The organism is Mesorhizobium sp. WSM4935 (genome assembly GCF_029625735.1).
Classification (GTDB): Bacteria; Pseudomonadota; Alphaproteobacteria; order Rhizobiales; family Rhizobiaceae; genus Mesorhizobium.
The window spans coordinates 467876-485023 of sequence record NZ_JARTVR010000004.1; the positions used below are offsets into that span (position 1 = coordinate 467876).

18 protein-coding genes are annotated in these 17148 nt (G+C 63.8%); 11 read left to right on the forward strand and 7 right to left on the reverse strand.

Going from position 1 to position 17148, the window contains the following annotated elements:
* Position 1 precedes the first annotated feature (1 nt).
* On the reverse strand, positions 2 to 1207 hold the full coding sequence (carA, locus tag P9273_RS13930) for a glutamine-hydrolyzing carbamoyl-phosphate synthase small subunit (RefSeq protein ID WP_278049421.1): 1206 nt from the start codon (positions 1205 to 1207) through the stop codon (positions 2 to 4).
* Positions 1208 to 1462: 255 nt separating this feature from the next.
* Between carA and P9273_RS13935 the strand changes: the two genes are divergently transcribed.
* Positions 1463 to 1912, forward strand: a complete 450-nt coding sequence (locus tag P9273_RS13935) for a GatB/YqeY domain-containing protein (RefSeq protein WP_278049422.1) — start codon at positions 1463 to 1465, stop codon at positions 1910 to 1912.
* 112 nt (positions 1913 to 2024) lie between these two features.
* Here P9273_RS13935 and P9273_RS13940 read toward each other — a convergent pair whose 3' ends face one another.
* Positions 2025 to 3023: a hypothetical protein gene (locus P9273_RS13940; protein WP_278049424.1), complete on the reverse strand. Its 999-nt coding sequence runs from the start codon at positions 3021 to 3023 to the stop codon at positions 2025 to 2027.
* 344 nt (positions 3024 to 3367) lie between these two features.
* Between P9273_RS13940 and P9273_RS13945 the strand changes: the two genes are divergently transcribed.
* Positions 3368 to 4012, forward strand: a complete 645-nt coding sequence (locus P9273_RS13945; RefSeq protein WP_278049531.1) for a DNA helicase — start codon at positions 3368 to 3370, stop codon at positions 4010 to 4012.
* A 46-nt stretch (positions 4013 to 4058) separates the two neighbouring features.
* Positions 4059 to 4616 (forward strand): GNAT family N-acetyltransferase, encoded by a 558-nt coding sequence (locus P9273_RS13950; protein ID WP_278049425.1) that lies wholly within the window; start codon positions 4059 to 4061, stop codon positions 4614 to 4616.
* A 1-nt stretch (position 4617) separates the two neighbouring features.
* On the opposite strand, the gene P9273_RS13955 is transcribed toward P9273_RS13950, so the two are convergent.
* The 3 genes from P9273_RS13955 to P9273_RS13965 form a co-directional block, all read right to left on the reverse strand.
* Positions 4618 to 5799, reverse strand: a complete 1182-nt coding sequence (locus P9273_RS13955; RefSeq protein WP_278049426.1) for an MFS transporter — start codon at positions 5797 to 5799, stop codon at positions 4618 to 4620.
* Between the two features lie 127 nt (positions 5800 to 5926).
* Entirely contained in the window at positions 5927 to 6136 is a 210-nt protein-coding gene (locus P9273_RS13960; RefSeq protein ID WP_040996690.1) for a DUF2061 domain-containing protein, read from the reverse strand.
* A gap of 94 nt (positions 6137 to 6230) precedes the next feature.
* On the reverse strand, positions 6231 to 7895 hold the full coding sequence (locus tag P9273_RS13965; RefSeq protein ID WP_278049427.1) for a Na/Pi cotransporter family protein: 1665 nt from the start codon (positions 7893 to 7895) through the stop codon (positions 6231 to 6233).
* Between the two features lie 361 nt (positions 7896 to 8256).
* Between P9273_RS13965 and P9273_RS13970 the strand changes: the two genes are divergently transcribed.
* The 6 genes from P9273_RS13970 to P9273_RS13995 all read left to right on the forward strand — a co-directional run bounded on the left by P9273_RS13970 (position 8257) and on the right by P9273_RS13995 (position 14910).
* Entirely contained in the window at positions 8257 to 8619 is a 363-nt protein-coding gene (locus P9273_RS13970; protein WP_278049428.1) for an RcnB family protein, read from the forward strand.
* Positions 8620 to 8756: 137 nt separating this feature from the next.
* Positions 8757 to 10709, forward strand: a complete 1953-nt coding sequence (gene dnaG, locus P9273_RS13975) for a DNA primase (protein WP_278049430.1) — start codon at positions 8757 to 8759, stop codon at positions 10707 to 10709.
* 423 nt (positions 10710 to 11132) lie between these two features.
* The gene (gene rpoD, locus P9273_RS13980) at positions 11133 to 13160 is read left to right on the forward strand and encodes an RNA polymerase sigma factor RpoD (RefSeq protein WP_278049432.1); all 2028 of its coding nucleotides are present in this window, start codon (positions 11133 to 11135) and stop codon (positions 13158 to 13160) included.
* Between the two features lie 209 nt (positions 13161 to 13369).
* Positions 13370 to 13663 carry a GYD domain-containing protein gene (locus tag P9273_RS13985; protein WP_040996679.1) on the forward strand — a complete coding sequence of 98 codons (294 nt, stop codon included), beginning with the start codon at positions 13370 to 13372 and terminating at the stop codon, positions 13661 to 13663.
* Between the two features lie 60 nt (positions 13664 to 13723).
* Entirely contained in the window at positions 13724 to 14104 is a 381-nt protein-coding gene (locus P9273_RS13990) for a thiol-disulfide oxidoreductase DCC family protein (protein ID WP_278049434.1), read from the forward strand.
* Positions 14105 to 14238: 134 nt separating this feature from the next.
* Positions 14239 to 14910, forward strand: a complete 672-nt coding sequence (locus P9273_RS13995) for a PadR family transcriptional regulator (protein ID WP_278049435.1) — start codon at positions 14239 to 14241, stop codon at positions 14908 to 14910.
* A 79-nt stretch (positions 14911 to 14989) separates the two neighbouring features.
* On the opposite strand, the gene P9273_RS14000 is transcribed toward P9273_RS13995, so the two are convergent.
* Both P9273_RS14000 and P9273_RS14005 read right to left on the reverse strand, forming a co-directional pair.
* Positions 14990 to 15250: a YiaA/YiaB family inner membrane protein gene (locus P9273_RS14000; RefSeq protein WP_040996673.1), complete on the reverse strand. Its 261-nt coding sequence runs from the start codon at positions 15248 to 15250 to the stop codon at positions 14990 to 14992.
* A 59-nt stretch (positions 15251 to 15309) separates the two neighbouring features.
* On the reverse strand, positions 15310 to 15987 hold the full coding sequence (locus P9273_RS14005) for a PspA/IM30 family protein (protein ID WP_278049436.1): 678 nt from the start codon (positions 15985 to 15987) through the stop codon (positions 15310 to 15312).
* Positions 15988 to 16157: 170 nt separating this feature from the next.
* Between P9273_RS14005 and P9273_RS14010 the strand changes: the two genes are divergently transcribed.
* The gene (locus tag P9273_RS14010) at positions 16158 to 16799 is read left to right on the forward strand and encodes a TetR/AcrR family transcriptional regulator (RefSeq protein ID WP_040997622.1); all 642 of its coding nucleotides are present in this window, start codon (positions 16158 to 16160) and stop codon (positions 16797 to 16799) included.
* A 53-nt stretch (positions 16800 to 16852) separates the two neighbouring features.
* Positions 16853 to 17146 (forward strand): HlyU family transcriptional regulator, encoded by a 294-nt coding sequence (locus P9273_RS14015; RefSeq protein WP_040996671.1) that lies wholly within the window; start codon positions 16853 to 16855, stop codon positions 17144 to 17146.
* The last annotated feature ends 2 nt before the right edge of the window (positions 17147 to 17148 follow it).

Consider the following 17148-nt stretch of genomic DNA (forward strand, 5'->3'; position numbering starts at 1 on the left):
GCTAGGCGCGTTCCGCCAGCGCCTCTTCGCCGCGCCGCTCGCGGATCAGGTTGACGAAGCGGCGGAAGAGGTAATGCGAATCCTGCGGGCCGGGCGAGGCTTCGGGATGGTGCTGCACCGAGAAGACCGGCCGGCCGGTCAGCGCGATGCCGCAATTCGAACCGTCGAAGAGCGAGACATGGGTTTCCTCGACGCCTTCGGGCAGCGAGTCGGCATCGACGGCGAAACCGTGATTCATCGACACGATCTCGACCTTGCCGGTGGTGTGGTCCTTGACCGGATGGTTGGCGCCGTGGTGGCCCTGGTGCATCTTCTCGGTCCTGCCGCCGAGCGCCAGCGCCAGCATCTGGTGGCCGAGGCAGATGCCGAACACCGGGATGTCGGTCTTTAGGAGGTTCTGGATCACCGGCACGGCATATTCGCCGGTCGCTTCCGGATCGCCGGGGCCGTTCGACAGGAAAATGCCGTCCGGCTGCATGGCCAGGATTTCCTCCGCGCCCGTCTTGGCCGGCACCACGGTGACCTTGGCGCCGAGCCCCGCCAGCAGGCGCAGGATGTTGCGCTTCACCCCATAGTCGATGGCCACGACATGCATCGACGGCGCGTCCTGCTCGCCATAGCCCTCGTTCCAGACCCAGGGCGTCTCGCGCCAGACCGAGGACTGGCCCGACGTGACCTCCTTGGCGAGATCGAGGCCGATCAAGCCCGACCAGGCCGCGGCCTGCCGCTTCAAATCCTCGACGTCGAAGACGCCGTCGGGCGCATGCGCGATGACGGCATTGGGCATGCCCTTCTCGCGGATCAGCACTGTCAGCGCGCGGGTGTCGATCCCGGACAGCGCGACGATGCCGCGCCGCTTCAGCCACTGGTCGAGATGGCCGGCGGCGCGATAGTTGGACGGGTCGGTGACATTGGCCTTGAAGATCGCGCCGACGGCGCCGGCGCGAGCCACAGGATGCAAGTCCTCGATATCCTCGTCATTGGTGCCGACATTGCCGATATGCGGGAAGGTGAAGGTGACGATCTGGCCGGCATAGGACGGATCGGTGAGGATTTCCTCGTAACCGGTCAGCGCGGTGTTGAAGCACACTTCCGCAACGGCCGACCCGGTGGCGCCGAGACCGCGGCCCTCGATCACCGTGCCGTCGGCAAGCACCAGAAGGGCGGTCGGCTTTTCGGTGGCCCAGGGGGCGGTGGTCATGGCCATGGCGGCACTCCTGTGGGGCGCTTCAAAACGGTCGGCGAGACCGTTGGCGCGGCAAGACGCGCGGGCTGAAGCCCCTCGCGTCAACTCATTGTCTCATGCAGGACCGAGTACATAGGGGAAGCGGCGGGAGTGGTCAATGCGCCGCCCCCGAACCAAGGCCGATGTGCTTTCGTCCAGCAATATCAGCGGTTTGGCGGAATTTGCCTTACCCGTTCGGCAAAGCTATTGTCCGCCGCATTCGAAGGAGAAAGCACGATGCGCGAGAAAATCGCCGAATCCATGAAGAGCGCGATGAAGGCGCAGGACAAGCACCGCCTGCCGACGCTGCGGCTGATCCAGGCCGCCGTCCACGACCGCGACATCGCCAATCGCGGCGCCGGCAAGCCGCCGGCGAGCGAGGAGGAGATCCTGCAGATCCTCGCCAAGATGGTGAAGCAGCGCGAGGAATCGGCCAAGGCCTTCGAAGACGGCAAGCGGCCGGAACTGGCGGCGCAGGAACGCGGCGAGATGGAGATCATCCGCGAATTCCTGCCGACGCAGCTTGATGACGCGGCGATCCAGGCCGCGGCCCGCGAGGCGATTGCGGCGACGGGCGCCGCCAGCCAGAAGGATATGGGCAAGGTGATCGGTGCGCTGAAGCAGAAATATGCCGGCCAGATGGACTTCGCCAAGGCGAGCGCCATCGTCAAGGGGCTGCTGCAGTAGGGTGCGGCTTCGCTAGAGCGGTTCGCCGTTTCACGGAAATGGCGAACCGCTCTATCTCCTTGTTTTACGCAATTCCGGACGGAAAACCGCTCACACTTTTCCTGGAATTGCTCTAATCCTTGCAGATCGGCACCGGTTGTGGCGGCGGCGCCGGATGGTCCTTCTTGTACTGAGCGATGATCGGCTCCAGCACCTTCTTCGGCCAGAATTTAGGCGTGCCGATCTCCTTCAGGCAGGAGGCGTTCCAATAGGTGCCCGCGCTTGAGAGCGCCTGGCCGGCGGCCTTGGCCCGCGCGACAGCGGCGATATCGCGCGATTCCGGATAGATGTAGAGCGTTGTCGGGTTGTTTTTCACCAGAGGGATGATCTGCTCGGCATCGGCGGGCGACCAGCTGGTGCAGCCATTGCTGCGGCCGCCGGCATAATTCACCAGCTTGCCGAACGGCACGAAACCGTCATGGTCGGCATAGGAACTGTTCGGGTCCTTGCGCAGGCACATGCCCCTCAGCAAAGCAGCCGGATGGCCGCCGATCACGCGCTGCCTGGCGTTCGCCGCTTCGCCTTCGCCATCGAATTGGATGAAGGTGCGCATGAACGCAGCGTTCTGAGCGCCGACACGGTAGTAGCCCTTGAAGGAGGTCTTGGTCTCGGCGGTCATGTAGGCGCCGCCGGCGGTGAGCTCGGAATCCATCGCATTGCCGAAATTCTTCGCGCAGCGCCTGCCGTTGGAGAAATCCGCAACGCCTCTCAGGTTGCGGCCGCCGCCATGGCCCGAGGAAACCGCGCGAAAGAGCTGCTTGGCTTCGCAGATGATGTAATAACGCTGACCGAGCACGCCGTTGCCGAGGTCGCCCGGACGCGTGGCATCCATGGCGAAATAGCAGGGGTTGCTGACCGAGCCTTCACTGACCTTCTTCTGGTAGAGCGCGCGCGCCCGCTCCAGCACGACCTGAGAGATCTGGCCTTCGCCGTCGCCGACATGGCGCTGCAGCCAGTCGGGAATGGTCGACGGTCGCAACGCCGCGAACGAGCTGACCGATGCCGTCAGGGCGGCCAGAATCGCGACAAGGCAGAAGATGGCAACACCCAGCGGAACAGATCTCAACCGCACCCTTTTGCCCCTCCTGGCCAATATCTCGGGAATCACCCGGGCCGATCATAGAAGGTCTCGCGTCCATCGGCGAAACACTTCTAGTTTAGCGACGCCTTTTGAAGGTCGGATTTTCGGCCCGTTTCAATTGAGCTATGATCTGATTCCCGGCGCGCCCACGCCTCCTCCCTCCACCGGGAAAGCATCGTTCATGCAGGGCAGTCGATCACCCGACCAACTGTTTGAGCGCAAGGCATAAGGAGGGATTGCCAAGACTGCTCGCGGCAGGAGGTCTTTCGATGCGGCTTTCCGCACCCGTCTATCATCTGAAACGCTAGGCGAGGCTCCTTTCCCGCCGGGAAAATATTCCGCTCCATCAAGCGCTCGACCGCGTTGCCGGTGAAGCAGGCTTTGCCAGTTGGAGCCTGCTTGCGGCCAAGGTCGCCGAGACTGCGCCCGGCGACGGGCTGCTCGCCCGGCTGATGCCCGGCGACATGGTTCTCTTGGCGGCGCGGCCGGGCCAGGGCAAGACCCTGATGAGCCTCGAACTCGCCGTGGCGGCCATGAAGCAGGGCAGTCGCGCCGTATTCTTCACCCTGGAATACACGCATGCCGACATCCTCGATCGGTTCCGTGATATCGGCGTCGACCCTGCTGATTTCGGCCACTTGTTCGAGTTCGACAATTCCGACGCCATCAGCGCTGCCTACGCCATCCGGACGTTGCGGTCGGCGCCGCGTGGCACGCTGGCGGTGATCGATTATCTGCAATTGCTCGACCAGAAGCGCGAGAATCCCGAGCTCATAGTCCAGATCCGCGCGCTGAGGTCGTTCGCCCGCGAACGCGGGCTGGTGCTGGTCTTCATCTCCCAGGTCGACAGGTCATACGATCACGCCCGGAAGCCGTTCCCGGATATCGGCGATATCCGGCTGCCGAACCCGCTCGACCTTTCGCTGTTCGACAAGGCCTGTTTCCTCAACAGGGGCGAAATCCAGTTCCAGGTAACTTGAGAGCGATCCGTGTGGCGGCTATGTCGGTCTCGGCAAGGAACGAACTATGATCGAGATCGTCAAACCCGCGCTCGAACATTTGCCGTCCTACAAGGCGGCGCTGGAGCGCGGGTGGTCGCCCGACAATGTGCGGCTGCTGGAAGCGACGCGTGAACAGCTTGAGGCGATCGAACGGGATCCGGTGGCCTTTCTTGCCAGCCTTGACGATCCTCAGGCCAAGGGGCCGCCCATCACCTTGCCCGACGGCACAACCGTGCCGCGCCTGCCCGGCTTCCGGCGCTGGATCTGGGATGGCGAGGCTGCCGGCTCGATCGGGCTGCGTTGGCAAAAAGGCACGTCGGCGCTGCCGCCGCACGTGCTTGGCCATATCGGCTATGCGGTGGTGCCGTGGAAGGAGGGACGCGGTTACGCCACCGAAGCGCTGCGGCTGATGCTCGACGAGGCAAGAGCAGTGGGACTGGACCATGTCGAGATCACCACGGACCTCGACAATCCGGCATCCCAGAAGGTGATCCTCGCCAACGGTGGCATCCTTGTCGGGCGCTTCGCCAAGGTCGCTGCCTATGGAGGCGCGGAAAGCCTGAGGTTCCGGATCGACCTTTAGATTATTCCGCCGCCGCCGGCAGCGGCGGAGTCGCCCGGCTGCGCCATTCCCAGGCCTGCGAGCCGACAGCCACCACCACCGCCACCAGCATGGCCAAGGCGCCGGCGAGCGGCAGGCTGCGATAGCCGTAACCGGCATTGAGCATCGCCGCGCCAAGCGACGCCGCGAGCGCGATACCGACATTGAAGCCGGACGGGATCAGCGAGGAAGCGAGGTTGGAGGCATCGGCCGTCCAGGCGAGGATGCGCGTCTGGATCGGCGCGCCGATGGCGAAGTTGAGACCGCCCCAGATGACGATGGCGACGATCATCGGCATCGGGTAGGGGCTGACAAGATGGATGACGCCGAGCGCCGCCGCCTGCAAGGCAAGCATGACGATCAGCGAGGGCATCAGCTTCCAGTCGGCGAGCTTGCCGCCGACCAGAACGCCGATCGTGGCGCCAGCACCATTGAGCAGCAGCACCCAAGGGATCAGGCTCTCGTCGAGGCCGGTCACTTCGAGCAGCATCGGCGTGATGTAGGTGAACAGCGCAAACTGGCCGATCATCAGCATCAGCATCAGGATCAGCGACGTCCAGACCTGTTGGCGGCCGAGCACACGAACTTCGCGCGCCAGCCCGGCGGGCCGGTTGGCGGCGCCCGCCGTTCGCGGCAATAGCGCCAGCATGGCGAGCATCGCGATGACGCCCAGCGCGCCCATCACCCAGAAGGTCGCGCGCCAGCCCCAGAGGCTGCCGATCGCGGTACCGGCGGGCACGCCGATGACATTGGAAACCGTCAATCCCGAGAGAATGACCGCGACCGCCCGGCCGCGCTGATCCTCGCGCGCCAGGCTCACCGCAACCACCATGGCAACGCCGAAATAGCAGCCATGCGCCACGGCCGTGGCGACGCGCAGCAAAAGCATCGCGGTGAAGTCAGGCGCCAACGCGCAGGCCACCTGGCCGAGGGTGAAGGCGATCGTCAGTCCGATCAGCAGCGTCTTGCGTGAGACTTTGCCGGTCGCGAGCGCCAACAGAGGGCCGCCGATAGCGATGCCGCAGGCATAGCCGGAGACGAGATAGCCGGCGGTCGGCACCGAAATCCCGAGGCCCTGCGCCACCTCCGGCAGCACGCCGGCGATGACGAACTCGGTGGTGCCGAAGGCAAAGGCGGCAAGGAAAAGGGCAATCAGCGGCAGCATGGTTCAAACCACAGGCGAGGAATGCATGGCCTCAAACCACGTCCGGGCGGGCGCGGCAATGCAGAAATTGACGATGGCGCTTTAGCTTTTCTTGAGTGGACCGATCGAAGCCGGCCCTTTGCTCCGATTACGCGGTCGTCTTGCGCCCGTAAGGTATCTTCAACCACGCCCGCTCATGCAAATAGTAAAGCAGCGACTTGGTGACGACTTCGGTCAGCCCGATAGTGGCTGCCAGCTTGACGCTTCCCGTGACCACCAGCGATATGATCATCGTGTCGATCGTGCCGGTGGCACGCCATGAAAGCGCCTTGGCGAAGCTGCGCGAATGCGTGTCCATCGACCGATCATCCTCCCAACAGGTCCTCGGGCGATCCTTAGCCGACGGAAGCGAGGATGGGCAAAGACTAATTTTTCGACTGCGCTCTATCGCCTCAACTCGCCTTCAGCCGCGAGCCGCCGAGCAGGCCGCGCTCCTCGAGCACCGGATAGGCGATCGAGGCAAGCAGCGAGTTGATCTGCTTCAGGTCGCGGATGGTGTCGAGGTGGATCGAGCTCGTCTCGACGCTCTTGGCGGTGCCTTCGCGCAGGCGCAGGAAATGGCTGGCGCTGGTTTCCTTCTCGCGCTCGCGCAGCAGGTCTTTCTCCAGAACCAATTGCCTGGCGGTTTCCGGATCGCGAGAGACCAGGACGTTGAAGGCGAGCCGCGCATTGGCGAGCACCGAGGAATGGAAGGCGCAGAGCTCCTGCCAGCCCTCGGACGTGAATTCCAAGCCGCGCTCCAGCTTCTTTCTGACATGCACCAGCATGTTGCGCACGATGATGTCGCCGACCTGCTCCAGCTTGACGCAGGCGCCGATCAGCTCCTGGCACCGCAATGCCTCGTCCTCGGTGAGCGGATTCCTGGTGACCTTGGCGAGATAGAGCTTGATCGCGGCGTGCTTCCTGTCGACGCGGTCGTCGAGCGCGGCAAGCGCCTTGATCTTGGCGGGGTCGGCATCCTCATAGAGCTCAATGATGCGCTTCAGCATGATCTCGACCGTCTCGCAGACCCGCACCACCTCACGCGTGGCGTTGGCCAACGCTTGGCTCGGCGTGTCGAGCGCGCTCTCGTTCAGCGCCGAAAGCTCCACGACCTCGAGCGTGGCGGCGGGTTGCGGCTTGCTGCCCAGCGCCACGATCTTTTCGGAAGCGCGGTAGACGAGGCCGGCCAGCGGCAGTCCGGCCAGCAGGATCAGCACGTTGAACAGGATGTGGGCGTTGACGATCTGATCCGGCGCGGTCTTGCCGAGGAAGGCGACATCCGGCTTGAAGGTCATGATCAGGACCAGCATGATCAGCGAGCCGAGGCCGCGCATCAAAAGATTGCCGACCGGCACGATCCGCACCTCGGGCGGCGCCGACCGCGTCAGCATCGGCGCGATCAGCGACGAGCCAAGATTGACGCCCAGCACCAGGACCACGCCCAGTTCCGGCGTGATCAGCCCGCGGCCCGCCAGCGTCGCCATCAAGAGCACCGCGGCGATGCTCGACTGGAACAGCCAGGTGACCAACGCGGCCAACAGGTAAGTGGTGATGGAGTCGCCCGAGAAATAATTGATGATCAGCGGCATCAACTGGCTGTTGCGCAGCGGCTCTGACGCCTGGCCGATCATCTCGAGCGACAGGATCAGCAGGCCGACGCCGATCAGGATGCGGCCCAACTGCCGCCAGTTTCGCCGCTCGGTGGTCATGAACATGACCGTGCCGGCGATCAGGCAGAGCGGCACGAGAAGGGTAAGGTCGAAGGTGAGCAGCTTGGCCACCAGCGCCGAACCGATCTCGGCGCCGCGCACCGCCAGTTGCCCGGCGGCGCCCGAAACGATGCCGGCGCCGGCGAAGGAGCCGACCAGCAGCGTCACCGCGGTCGAGCTCTGCAGCGCGACCGCCAGCCCACAGCCGGCCAGCACCGCCATGACCGGATTGCGCATGGTGGCGCGCAGCCTGTGGCGCAGCACGTCGCCATAGGCGCGCTCGACTCCGGTCTTCACCATGCGGGTGGCGAACAGCATCAGCGCCACCGCGCCGGCAAGGTGCAGGAGGATGACAGAGCCGCTCACAGCCGACCTCGCGAGTTGGCTTTGGCGACGTGGAGAGGAGTACGAATCTTAGCCATTTCAACGCGTCGAAATATACCAATTAATATTAGCCGAATAATAGATTTTCTGATGCGATGATCGTCTCGGCTCGACGGCGCATGTCGGAAATGAATGGAGGAGGCATTGGTTGCATGCGCCTGGCAGCTGCGCTTCGCCTCGTAGTGGCCGATGCCCGGCCGGGTGATCGGAGACGATCCGAAGCTTTGTTGAAGCAGCTTGTGCAAGCCTCGGAAATCATTACAGAATTGTAATTCTAACGTTCAGTTTCGGTTCATCCATTGGCGGCTACTCCTCCGCCTATCGACAACAAGGAGTACCGACCATGAAGCGTCTCATACTTTCCGCCGTCACCGCCTCGATGCTGGCCGCCTCGGCCTTCTCCGGCCAGGCCGCGCCGCTTGCCCAACCAAGCGCGCCGCAGTCGAATTACACCCAGGTCGACTGGCAGAAGCCCGGCAGGCATGTCGACAAGCGTGTCGTGAAGAAGAAGGTCGTCGTAAAGCGCAGCCATTGGCGCAACGGTCAGAAATATTCCAACTGGAGGCGCCACCAGCCGATCCGCGACTGGAACCGCTACGGCCTGCGCCGTCCCGGCCCCGGCCAGGAGTGGATCCGCGTCGGCAATGACTATGTGCTGGTCAGCATTCTTTCCGGCATCATCTTCGGCGCGATCGCCGCGCATTAATCCACGGCAATCCGGAAATTCGGAAGGCGGTCACCCGGCCGCCTTCTTTTCCTCTGTGAAAAGCGGGTACGATGGGTCAGCCGGAGTCGCCGCGCCCGGGCGGCTCGATTATATGGAGGCAAACGAGCTTTTACCCGATGCGATTTCCGCCCGCTTTCCTCGACGAGATACGCGACCGCGTGCCGATTTCTCAGGTCATCGGCCAGCGCGTCGCATGGGACAGGAAAAAGACCAACACGTCGCGCGGCGACTATTGGGCCTGCTGCCCGTTCCACGGTGAGAAAAGCCCGTCCTTCCATTGCGAGGACAAGAAGGGCCGCTACCACTGCTTCGGCTGTTCGGTGTCGGGCGATCACTTCAAGTTCCTCACCGAGCTCGACGGCATGAGTTTTCCCGAGGCGGTCGAGAAGATCGCCGAGATGGCCGGCGTGCCGATGCCGGTGCGGGATGAGGCGCAGGAGCGGCGAGAGAAGGAACGCGCCAGCCTGACCGACGTCATGGAAATGGCCACCGCCTTCTTCCAGGAGCGGCTGCAGGGACCGGAAGGCGCCAAGGCCCGTGCCTATCTGCGCGACCGCGGGCTGACGCCGGCGACGCAGCAATCCTTCCGTCTGGGTTACGCGCCCGACAGCCGCAACGCGCTCAAGGAGCATCTCGCCGCGAAGGGCGTGCCGAAGGCCGACATCGAGGCCTGCGGGCTGGTGCGGCACGGCGACGACATCCCGGTCTCCTATGACTGGTTCCGCGACCGCATCATGTTCCCGATCCCGGATTCGCGCGGCAAGATCATCGCTTTCGGCGGGCGGGCGCTAGCGCCCGATGCCTTGGCCAAATACATGAACTCGCCGGAGACCGAGCTCTTCCACAAGGGCAATGTGCTTTACAATTTCGCCCGAGCCCGAAAGGCTCTCGCCAAGGGCGGCACGGTGATCGCGGTCGAAGGCTATATGGACGTGATCGCGCTGGCGCAGGCCGGCTTCGAGAACGCCGTGGCGCCGCTCGGCACCGCACTCACCGAAAACCAACTCGAGCTTCTGTGGCGCATGGCGCCGGAGCCGGTGCTGTGCTTCGACGGCGACAAGGCCGGGCTGAAAGCGGCATGGCGGGCGGCCGATCTGGCGCTTCCGGCCGTCCGGCCCGGGCGCTCGGCGCGCTTTGCGCTCTTGCCCGAGGGCAAGGATCCTGATGATCTGGTCAAGGCGGAAGGGCCTGACGCGTTTCGGGCGGTGCTTTCGGAAGCGCGGCCGCTCGCCGACCTGCTCTGGACGCGCGAGACGGCCGGCGGTGTCTTCGATACGCCGGAGCGGCGCGCCGAACTCGGAAAGAGGCTGCGCGAGATCACCAGCCGCATCCGCGACGAGAGCACGCGCTATCATTATCAACAGGAGATGCGCGAGCGGGAACAGAGCTTCTTCGGCTCGCAGCGCGGCGCGCGGCAAGGCCAGCACGGGGCACGCTCCGACGGCCGCCCGGGCGAGCGCGGCAGGAGGTCGGCGCCAGGCGGGGCGTTTGGCCGGAGCGCTGCGGGAGGGCGCGCCGCGATCACCGAGAGCCTGGGCCGCTCGGCGCTGGTCAAGCGCACGGGCGAAGCCATGTCGGTGCGCGAGGCGACGATCATCGTGGCGCTGGTCAACCATCCGGCGCTGATCGACGAGAATTTCGCGCATGTCGAATTCCTCGACCTCGCCAATTCGGATTTGCGCAAGCTCCACGCGGCCATCCTCGACGCGATGGCGCATGACGCGGCCGACGAGCGCGGCGCCGTCATCGCCACCATAGAGCGCGCCGGATGCGGCGGCATCTGGGAGCGGGCGGTGGAACTGATCAAGCGCGCGCGGCAGTGGCCGGCGCTCGAAACCGCGGCGCTCGAGGACGCCCGCGACGCCTTCAACCAGGCGATGCACTTGCAGCGCAGCGCCCGCACATTACATAGAGAGCTGAAACAGGCGCAGGCGGCGCTCGATGCGGACCCTTCGGACGAAAACTTCCGGCATCTCGTCGAGATTCAAGCGCAATTCAACGATGTGCAGGCAACGGAAGCGCTGATCGAAGGATTCGGCGTTTCGTCGGGCAGGGTTGGCCGCGTTTAGGGCCGAACACCACCCGTTGAAAGTGAAGTGGAAATACGCAGCGCGTCGAATCGACGCCTCTAAGTCGGGTAATTGATTCGCTTTTTTCATGCGAATCATGCCAGAGGCGCTTGACCTTCTGGCAGATTGGCGGAATCAGGACGATTCGAAACGTTAACCGTGCCCCGGCGTCGGCGGGAAATTTGAGCGATGTGAGATACTGGTGATGGCTGGACAGGCAAAATGCCTGCTCCAGATATCACGGTTAAGCTGGACTTAATGCATGTCGCCCAAAGGTGGAAAGCCGGTTTTGGGCGACATGCACAAACAAAAGAGATGACGCGGGTTGCCGGGCCGGTAGAAAGCGTTCCGGCGCGGGCACAACCGGCAACCGGTCCGACAGTTTACGCGGCCTCGATATCGGCCGCTTGGAGACGACAAAGAATGGCGACAAAGGAAAAGGAAGAGGTCGAGACCGAACGTGAAGGCGCCACCGATGGCCCTCTGCTCGACCTTTCCGACGATGCTGTCAAGAAGATGATCAAGGCCGCGAAGAAACGCGGCTATGTCACGCTCGACGAACTCAACGCGGTGCTGCCCTCGGAAGAGACGGATCCGGATCGCATCGAAGACATCAATGCGATGCTCAACGACATGGGCATCAATGTCGTCGAAGACGACGAGCAGGGTGAAGAGAGCGAAGGCGAAGCGGCCGGCGACAGCGAGGAAGACGCCAACGAGCTTGCCGAGCAGACGGGCACCGCCGTCGCCGCCACGACCACCAAGAAAGAGCCGACCGATCGCACCGACGACCCGGTGCGCATGTATCTGCGCGAGATGGGCTCGGTCGAGCTTCTGTCGCGCGAGGGCGAAATCGCCATCGCCAAGCGCATCGAGGCCGGCCGCGAGACCATGATCGCCGGGCTTTGCGAAAGCCCGCTAACCTTCCAGGCCATCATCATCTGGCGCGACGAGCTCAACGAATCGAAGATCCTGCTACGCGAGATCATCGACCTCGAGGCGACCTATGCCGGCCCCGAGGCCAAGCAGGCGCCGGTGGTCGAACGCGTCGAGGAAGCGCCCAAGCCTGAAGAGAAGCCGCGCGGACGTGGGGCGGCACGCGAGGAAGAAGACGATATCACCAATGTCGGCGGCGACACGCGCGGGCTGGAGGAAGAGGAAGACGACGAGGACGAGGCAAGCCTGTCGCTGGCCGCGATGGAAGCCGAACTGCGTCCGCAGGTGATGGAGACGCTCGACGTCATCGCCGATACCTACAAGAAGCTCCGCAAGCTGCAGGATCAGCAGGTCGAGAACCGCCTGGCCGCGGCCGGCACGCTCTCGCCCAGCCAGGATCGCCGTCTAAAGGAGCTGAAGGACCAACTGATCAAGGCGGTGAAGTCGCTGTCGCTCAACGCCGCGCGCATCGAGGCGCTGGTCGAGCAGCTCTACGACATCAACAAGCGCCTGGTGCAGAACGAGGGCAAGCTTTTGCGGCTGGCCGAAAGCTATGGCGTGCGCCGCGAGGAATTCCTCAAGGAGTATCAAGGCTCCGAGCTCGATCCGAACTGGACTCGCTCGATCTCCAACCTGACCTCGCGCGGCTGGAAGGAGTTCACCAAGAACGAGAAGGACACGATCAAGGAACTGCGCGCCGAGATCCAGAACCTCGCCACCGAAACGGCGATCTCGATCCAGGAATTCCGCAAGATCGTGAACCAGGTGCAGAAGGGCGAGCGCGAGGCCGCAATCGCCAAGAAGGAAATGGTCGAGGCGAACCTTCGCCTGGTCATCTCCATCGCCAAGAAATACACGAACCGGGGCCTGCAGTTCCTGGATCTCATCCAGGAAGGCAATATCGGCCTGATGAAGGCGGTCGATAAGTTCGAATACCGCCGCGGCTACAAGTTCTCGACCTACGCCACCTGGTGGATCCGGCAGGCCATCACCCGCTCGATCGCCGACCAGGCGCGCACCATCCGCATTCCGGTGCACATGATCGAGACGATCAACAAGATCGTGCGCACCTCGCGCCAGATGCTGCACGAGATCGGCCGCGAGCCGACGCCGGAGGAACTGGCCGAGAAGCTCGCCATGCCGCTGGAAAAGGTGCGCAAGGTCTTGAAGATCGCCAAGGAGCCGATCTCGCTCGAAACGCCTGTCGGCGACGAGGAGGATTCGCATCTCGGCGATTTCATCGAGGACAAGATGGCGATCCTGCCGATCGACGCGGCGATCCAGGCCAATCTGCGCGAGACGACGACGCGCGTGCTGGCCTCGCTAACCCCGCGCGAGGAACGCGTTCTCAGAATGCGCTTCGGCATCGGCATGAACACCGACCACACACTGGAGGAAGTCGGCCAGCAGTTCTCGGTGACGCGCGAACGCATCCGCCAGATCGAGGCGAAGGCGCTGCGCAAGCTCAAGCATCCGAGCCGGTCGCGGAAGCTGAGAAGCTTCCTCGACAGCTGAGCGGAAACGCAAACACACCAAGATCCAAGGGGCGCCTCCGGCGCCCTTTTTTGCGTTTCTGGCTATCCCTCATGGCGCCTTGCCGGGTTTGCCCGACAGGAGGATAATTTCAGGGTCGGATGCATTTGTGGGCGATAGACCGGATGCCCGCCCGGCGCCGGCCGTAAACGGCCAGACGCTCGCTCCGTGGCACCGGAGGGAGGTGTGCCATGACAACCTACATCGTGCTTATCAACTGGACCGAGCTGGGCGCCAGGAATGTGCGGGAGTCGCCGAAACGGCTCGATGCCGCTAAGAAGCTGCTGGGGGAGATGGGCGGCTCGTTCAAATCATTCTACCTGACCATGGGCGAATGCGACATGGTGGCCATCGTCGAAGCCCCGGACGATGCGGTGCTCGCCCGCTTTGCGCTGATGTTGGCGTCAGGCGGCAATGTCAAGACGCGGACGATGAAGGCGTTCCCGGAATTCGCCTACCGCGAGATCATCAGCTCGCTGGGGTGAGGCGGCTTGGGGATCGGCGCGGCTGTTGCGAAGCCGCGCTGCATTCCCGATAGTCGCGCCATGCCCAAGCCGCTGCTCATCGTCTGGTACAACACACGCTGTCCGGTGTGCGACGCCGGCGTCAGCCGCCAGAAGCGGCGGCTCATCGACGCGGTCAAGGCGGGCCGTGTTGAATTCCGCGACATCAATTTCGAGCCCGAAGCGCTTTCGGCCTTCGGCGCCTCGCTCGAGGATATTCGCCGGCGCCTACATGCCATCGATGCCGAAGGACGGCTGCTGGTCGGCGCCGATGTGGCGATCGCGGTCTGGCGGCTCACGCCGGGCGAGGGATGGCTGGCGCGCTTATTCGGCAACGTGATCGCGCTTCCGCTGACGCGCTTTGGCTACGACCGCTTCGCGGACCTTCTCTATGCCTGGAACCGGCACAAGGGCCGCTGGTAGGCGGCTTGGTCGCTCCGTGCGCGGAACGGCAGGCTCTTGGCTAAGGTTACGATACATCTTACGATATATCTTGACTTCGAAAGGGGCCAGCCTTACGTACGATGTATCGTAAGATATAACGCAAGGAGCAATCTATGCACAGACACGGTCACTTCGGGCACAACCATTTCGGCGAGCGCATGTTCATGCATATGGCCGGCAAATTTGGTGGCAAAGGGGGCGGCGGCTTCGGCCCGTTCGGCCATGGCGGCAGGGGCGGCGGCCGCGGCGGCCCGGGCGACATGTTCCGCGCCGGGCGCATGCTGGCCGACGGCGATCTCAAGCTGATCACGCTGTCGCTTCTGGCCGACGCGCCGCGCCACGGCTACGACATCATCAAGGCGCTGGAAGAGCGCACCAGCGGCATCTACAGCCCGAGCCCGGGCGTGGTCTATCCGACGCTGACCTTCCTGGAGGAGGCGGGCTATGCGGTGTCGTCCAGCGAAGGCAACAAGAAGGTGTTTTCGATCACCGAGGCCGGCAAGGCGCATCTCGAGGAGAACCGCGAGATGATCGACAACGTCCTCGACCATCTCGAGCGCTTTGGCCGCAAGATGGCCGCCGCGCGCGAATGGTTCGGCTGGGGCGACGACAGGGACGAGGGGCGCCGTGGCCGCTCGGAGACGCGCGACCGCTTCCGCGCGCTGCGCCACCGGCTCCGCGCCGCGCTCGGCGACATCGCCGACGCGCCGGAAGACAAGCAGGCCGAGGCGATCAGCATCCTGGAAGACGCCGCCGAGGCGATCGAGGCGCTGTCGCGCCGCTAAGCCATTTTCCATATGGAAGCCAAAAAGCCCGGAGCGATCCGGGCTTTTTGCATTCAGTCAGTGATCGACGGGGCAGGGACTATTCCTTGCCGACATATTCGCTGATCAGCTTCTCATTGCGCGCCTTCTCGATCTTGGCGGTGGTCTCGGCCGCGATCCGCTCGTCGGTGCGGTACTTGACCAAGTTCACCAGGCTGCCGGTAAGCAGGAGGACGCCCATGGCCCAGTAACCCTTGGTCGAGAGGTCGACCGGGGCCAGCCATAGTGACAGGCCGAGCATGAAATAGGCGGCGCCTACCGACACGGTGTTGAACAGGATGTAGGTCTGATTGCCGTTCATCGTAACGTTCCTTCGATTTGATCCGTTTGGAGGATTTGATCTGTCTGGGAATTGCGGGTTCAGTTGAGCGATTTCAGGCGCGCCAGGACGTCCTCGGCGCGCACTTTGATGGCCGGTCCATGACCCGCTTCGGCGAGGCGTTCGCGGATCGCCTCGTGGCGCAACTCGCCGTCGATCTCGTCAAGGATGCCAGCCTCCTCGAACGGGTCGCTGCTTTCCCTGATGCGGGCGAGCAATTCCTCCGCTTCATTGATACTCGCCGTGCGGCCAATCGAACGGTTGAGGCGCGACTGCGCCTTGCGTTCTGCATCGATCGCCCGAGCCGAGATCATGCCCTGGTTGAGGCCGATGATGCGGCGGTGCGCCTGTTCGACGGACAGACGCATCCGCAAGGTCTTCTCGCCCAGGCTCTTGACCGTAGCGCGGCGGACTTCGCGCTCGTTCTCTAGTTCGGCGATCGCTGAAGCGCCGCCTTCGGCAAGCGCCTGGTTGTTGGCCGAGAGCGCGCTCAGCGTGCGGGTTTCCAGATCGGCGATACGGCGGTCGAGCTGGTCGAGGCTGGTCTGCTCGGCACGCTGGCGCACGATCAGCGCGGCGAGCGTCTGCTTGGCGGCGGCGAGGCCCGCCTCCGCGTCGCGGATGCGCTGCGCCAGAAGGTCGATGGCGAAACGATCCTTCAGATTGTCCTCGGCCCGGGCACTGGCGCCGTCCAGCAATGTCTTGATCAGGCTAAGCATGGTCTTCTCCCTGTTGATGTGAACAATGTTCACGTGGTCAACATAACAGGAAGTGAACATTGTTCAAGCGCTATTTTGAACGCTGTTCATGCAGTGCTGGACATGGTAAACGCAGGCAATGGAATGCATCCGGCCGGGCGCCGGCTCCGGAAACAAGGACGGGAAACAGCATGGCGCTGGATAAGGAAGAGATGAGCGAGAAGGTGCTCGCCATTGCCGAGGCACTGCTCAATGAGGGCGGGGCCGAGAATCTGAAGGCGCGCACGATAGCCGAGCAGGCCGGCATTTCGGTCGGATCGGTCTACAACCTCTTTGCCGATCTCGACGAGGTGCATCGTGCCGTCAACATGCGGCTGCTCGACCGGCTCGGCGCGACAGGCCTGGCGGCGATGGCCGATCTCGAAAGACAAGGAGTGACCGATGTCCAGCACCGCATCCTCGCCATGGCCGCGGCCTATGTGCGTTTCGTCGAGGCGCATCCCGGCAGCTGGCCGGCCGTGCTTGCCTTCAACCGCCGCCGCGCGACGCGGCCGGGCCCCGATGCCTATGACGCGCTGCTCGACGCACTCTTCGACATTGTCGCCGGCGTGCTCAAGGCTGGAGACTTCGGGCTCGACGACAAGCGCCGCGCGCTTGCGGCCCGGACCTTGTGGTCAAGCGTGCATGGCATCGTGACCAGCGGCTATGTGGCGAATTCGGACAGCCGGCAGGCCGAGGAGATCTGGCATCAGATCGAGCTTCTGGTCGGCGTCTTCGTCAAGGGGCTGGAACACGGCGGCGCATTCGCGCATGCTGAGACAAAGTCAGAATGAACAGGGCGCCGTGAATCCTTCGGCGGCGCCCGCGTGAGATGGAGTTTTGAACAATGTCTTTTCTGAAAAAGCTTTTCGGCGGCGGCAGCAGTGAGGCCACGGACACCGGCTCCGCCAAGCCGGCCAAGCAGGTCGAACACAAGGGCTTCCTGATCAGCGCGACGCCCTACAAGGCCGACGGCCAGTACCAGACCTGCGGCGTGGTCTCGAAGGAAGTGGACGGCGTGATGAAAGAACACCGCTTCATCCGCGCCGACCGTTTCGCCGGGCTGGACGACGCCATCGACATCTCGATCAAGAAGGGCATCCAGCTGGTCGATGAGCAGGGCGAGAAGATGTTCGGCTGAAG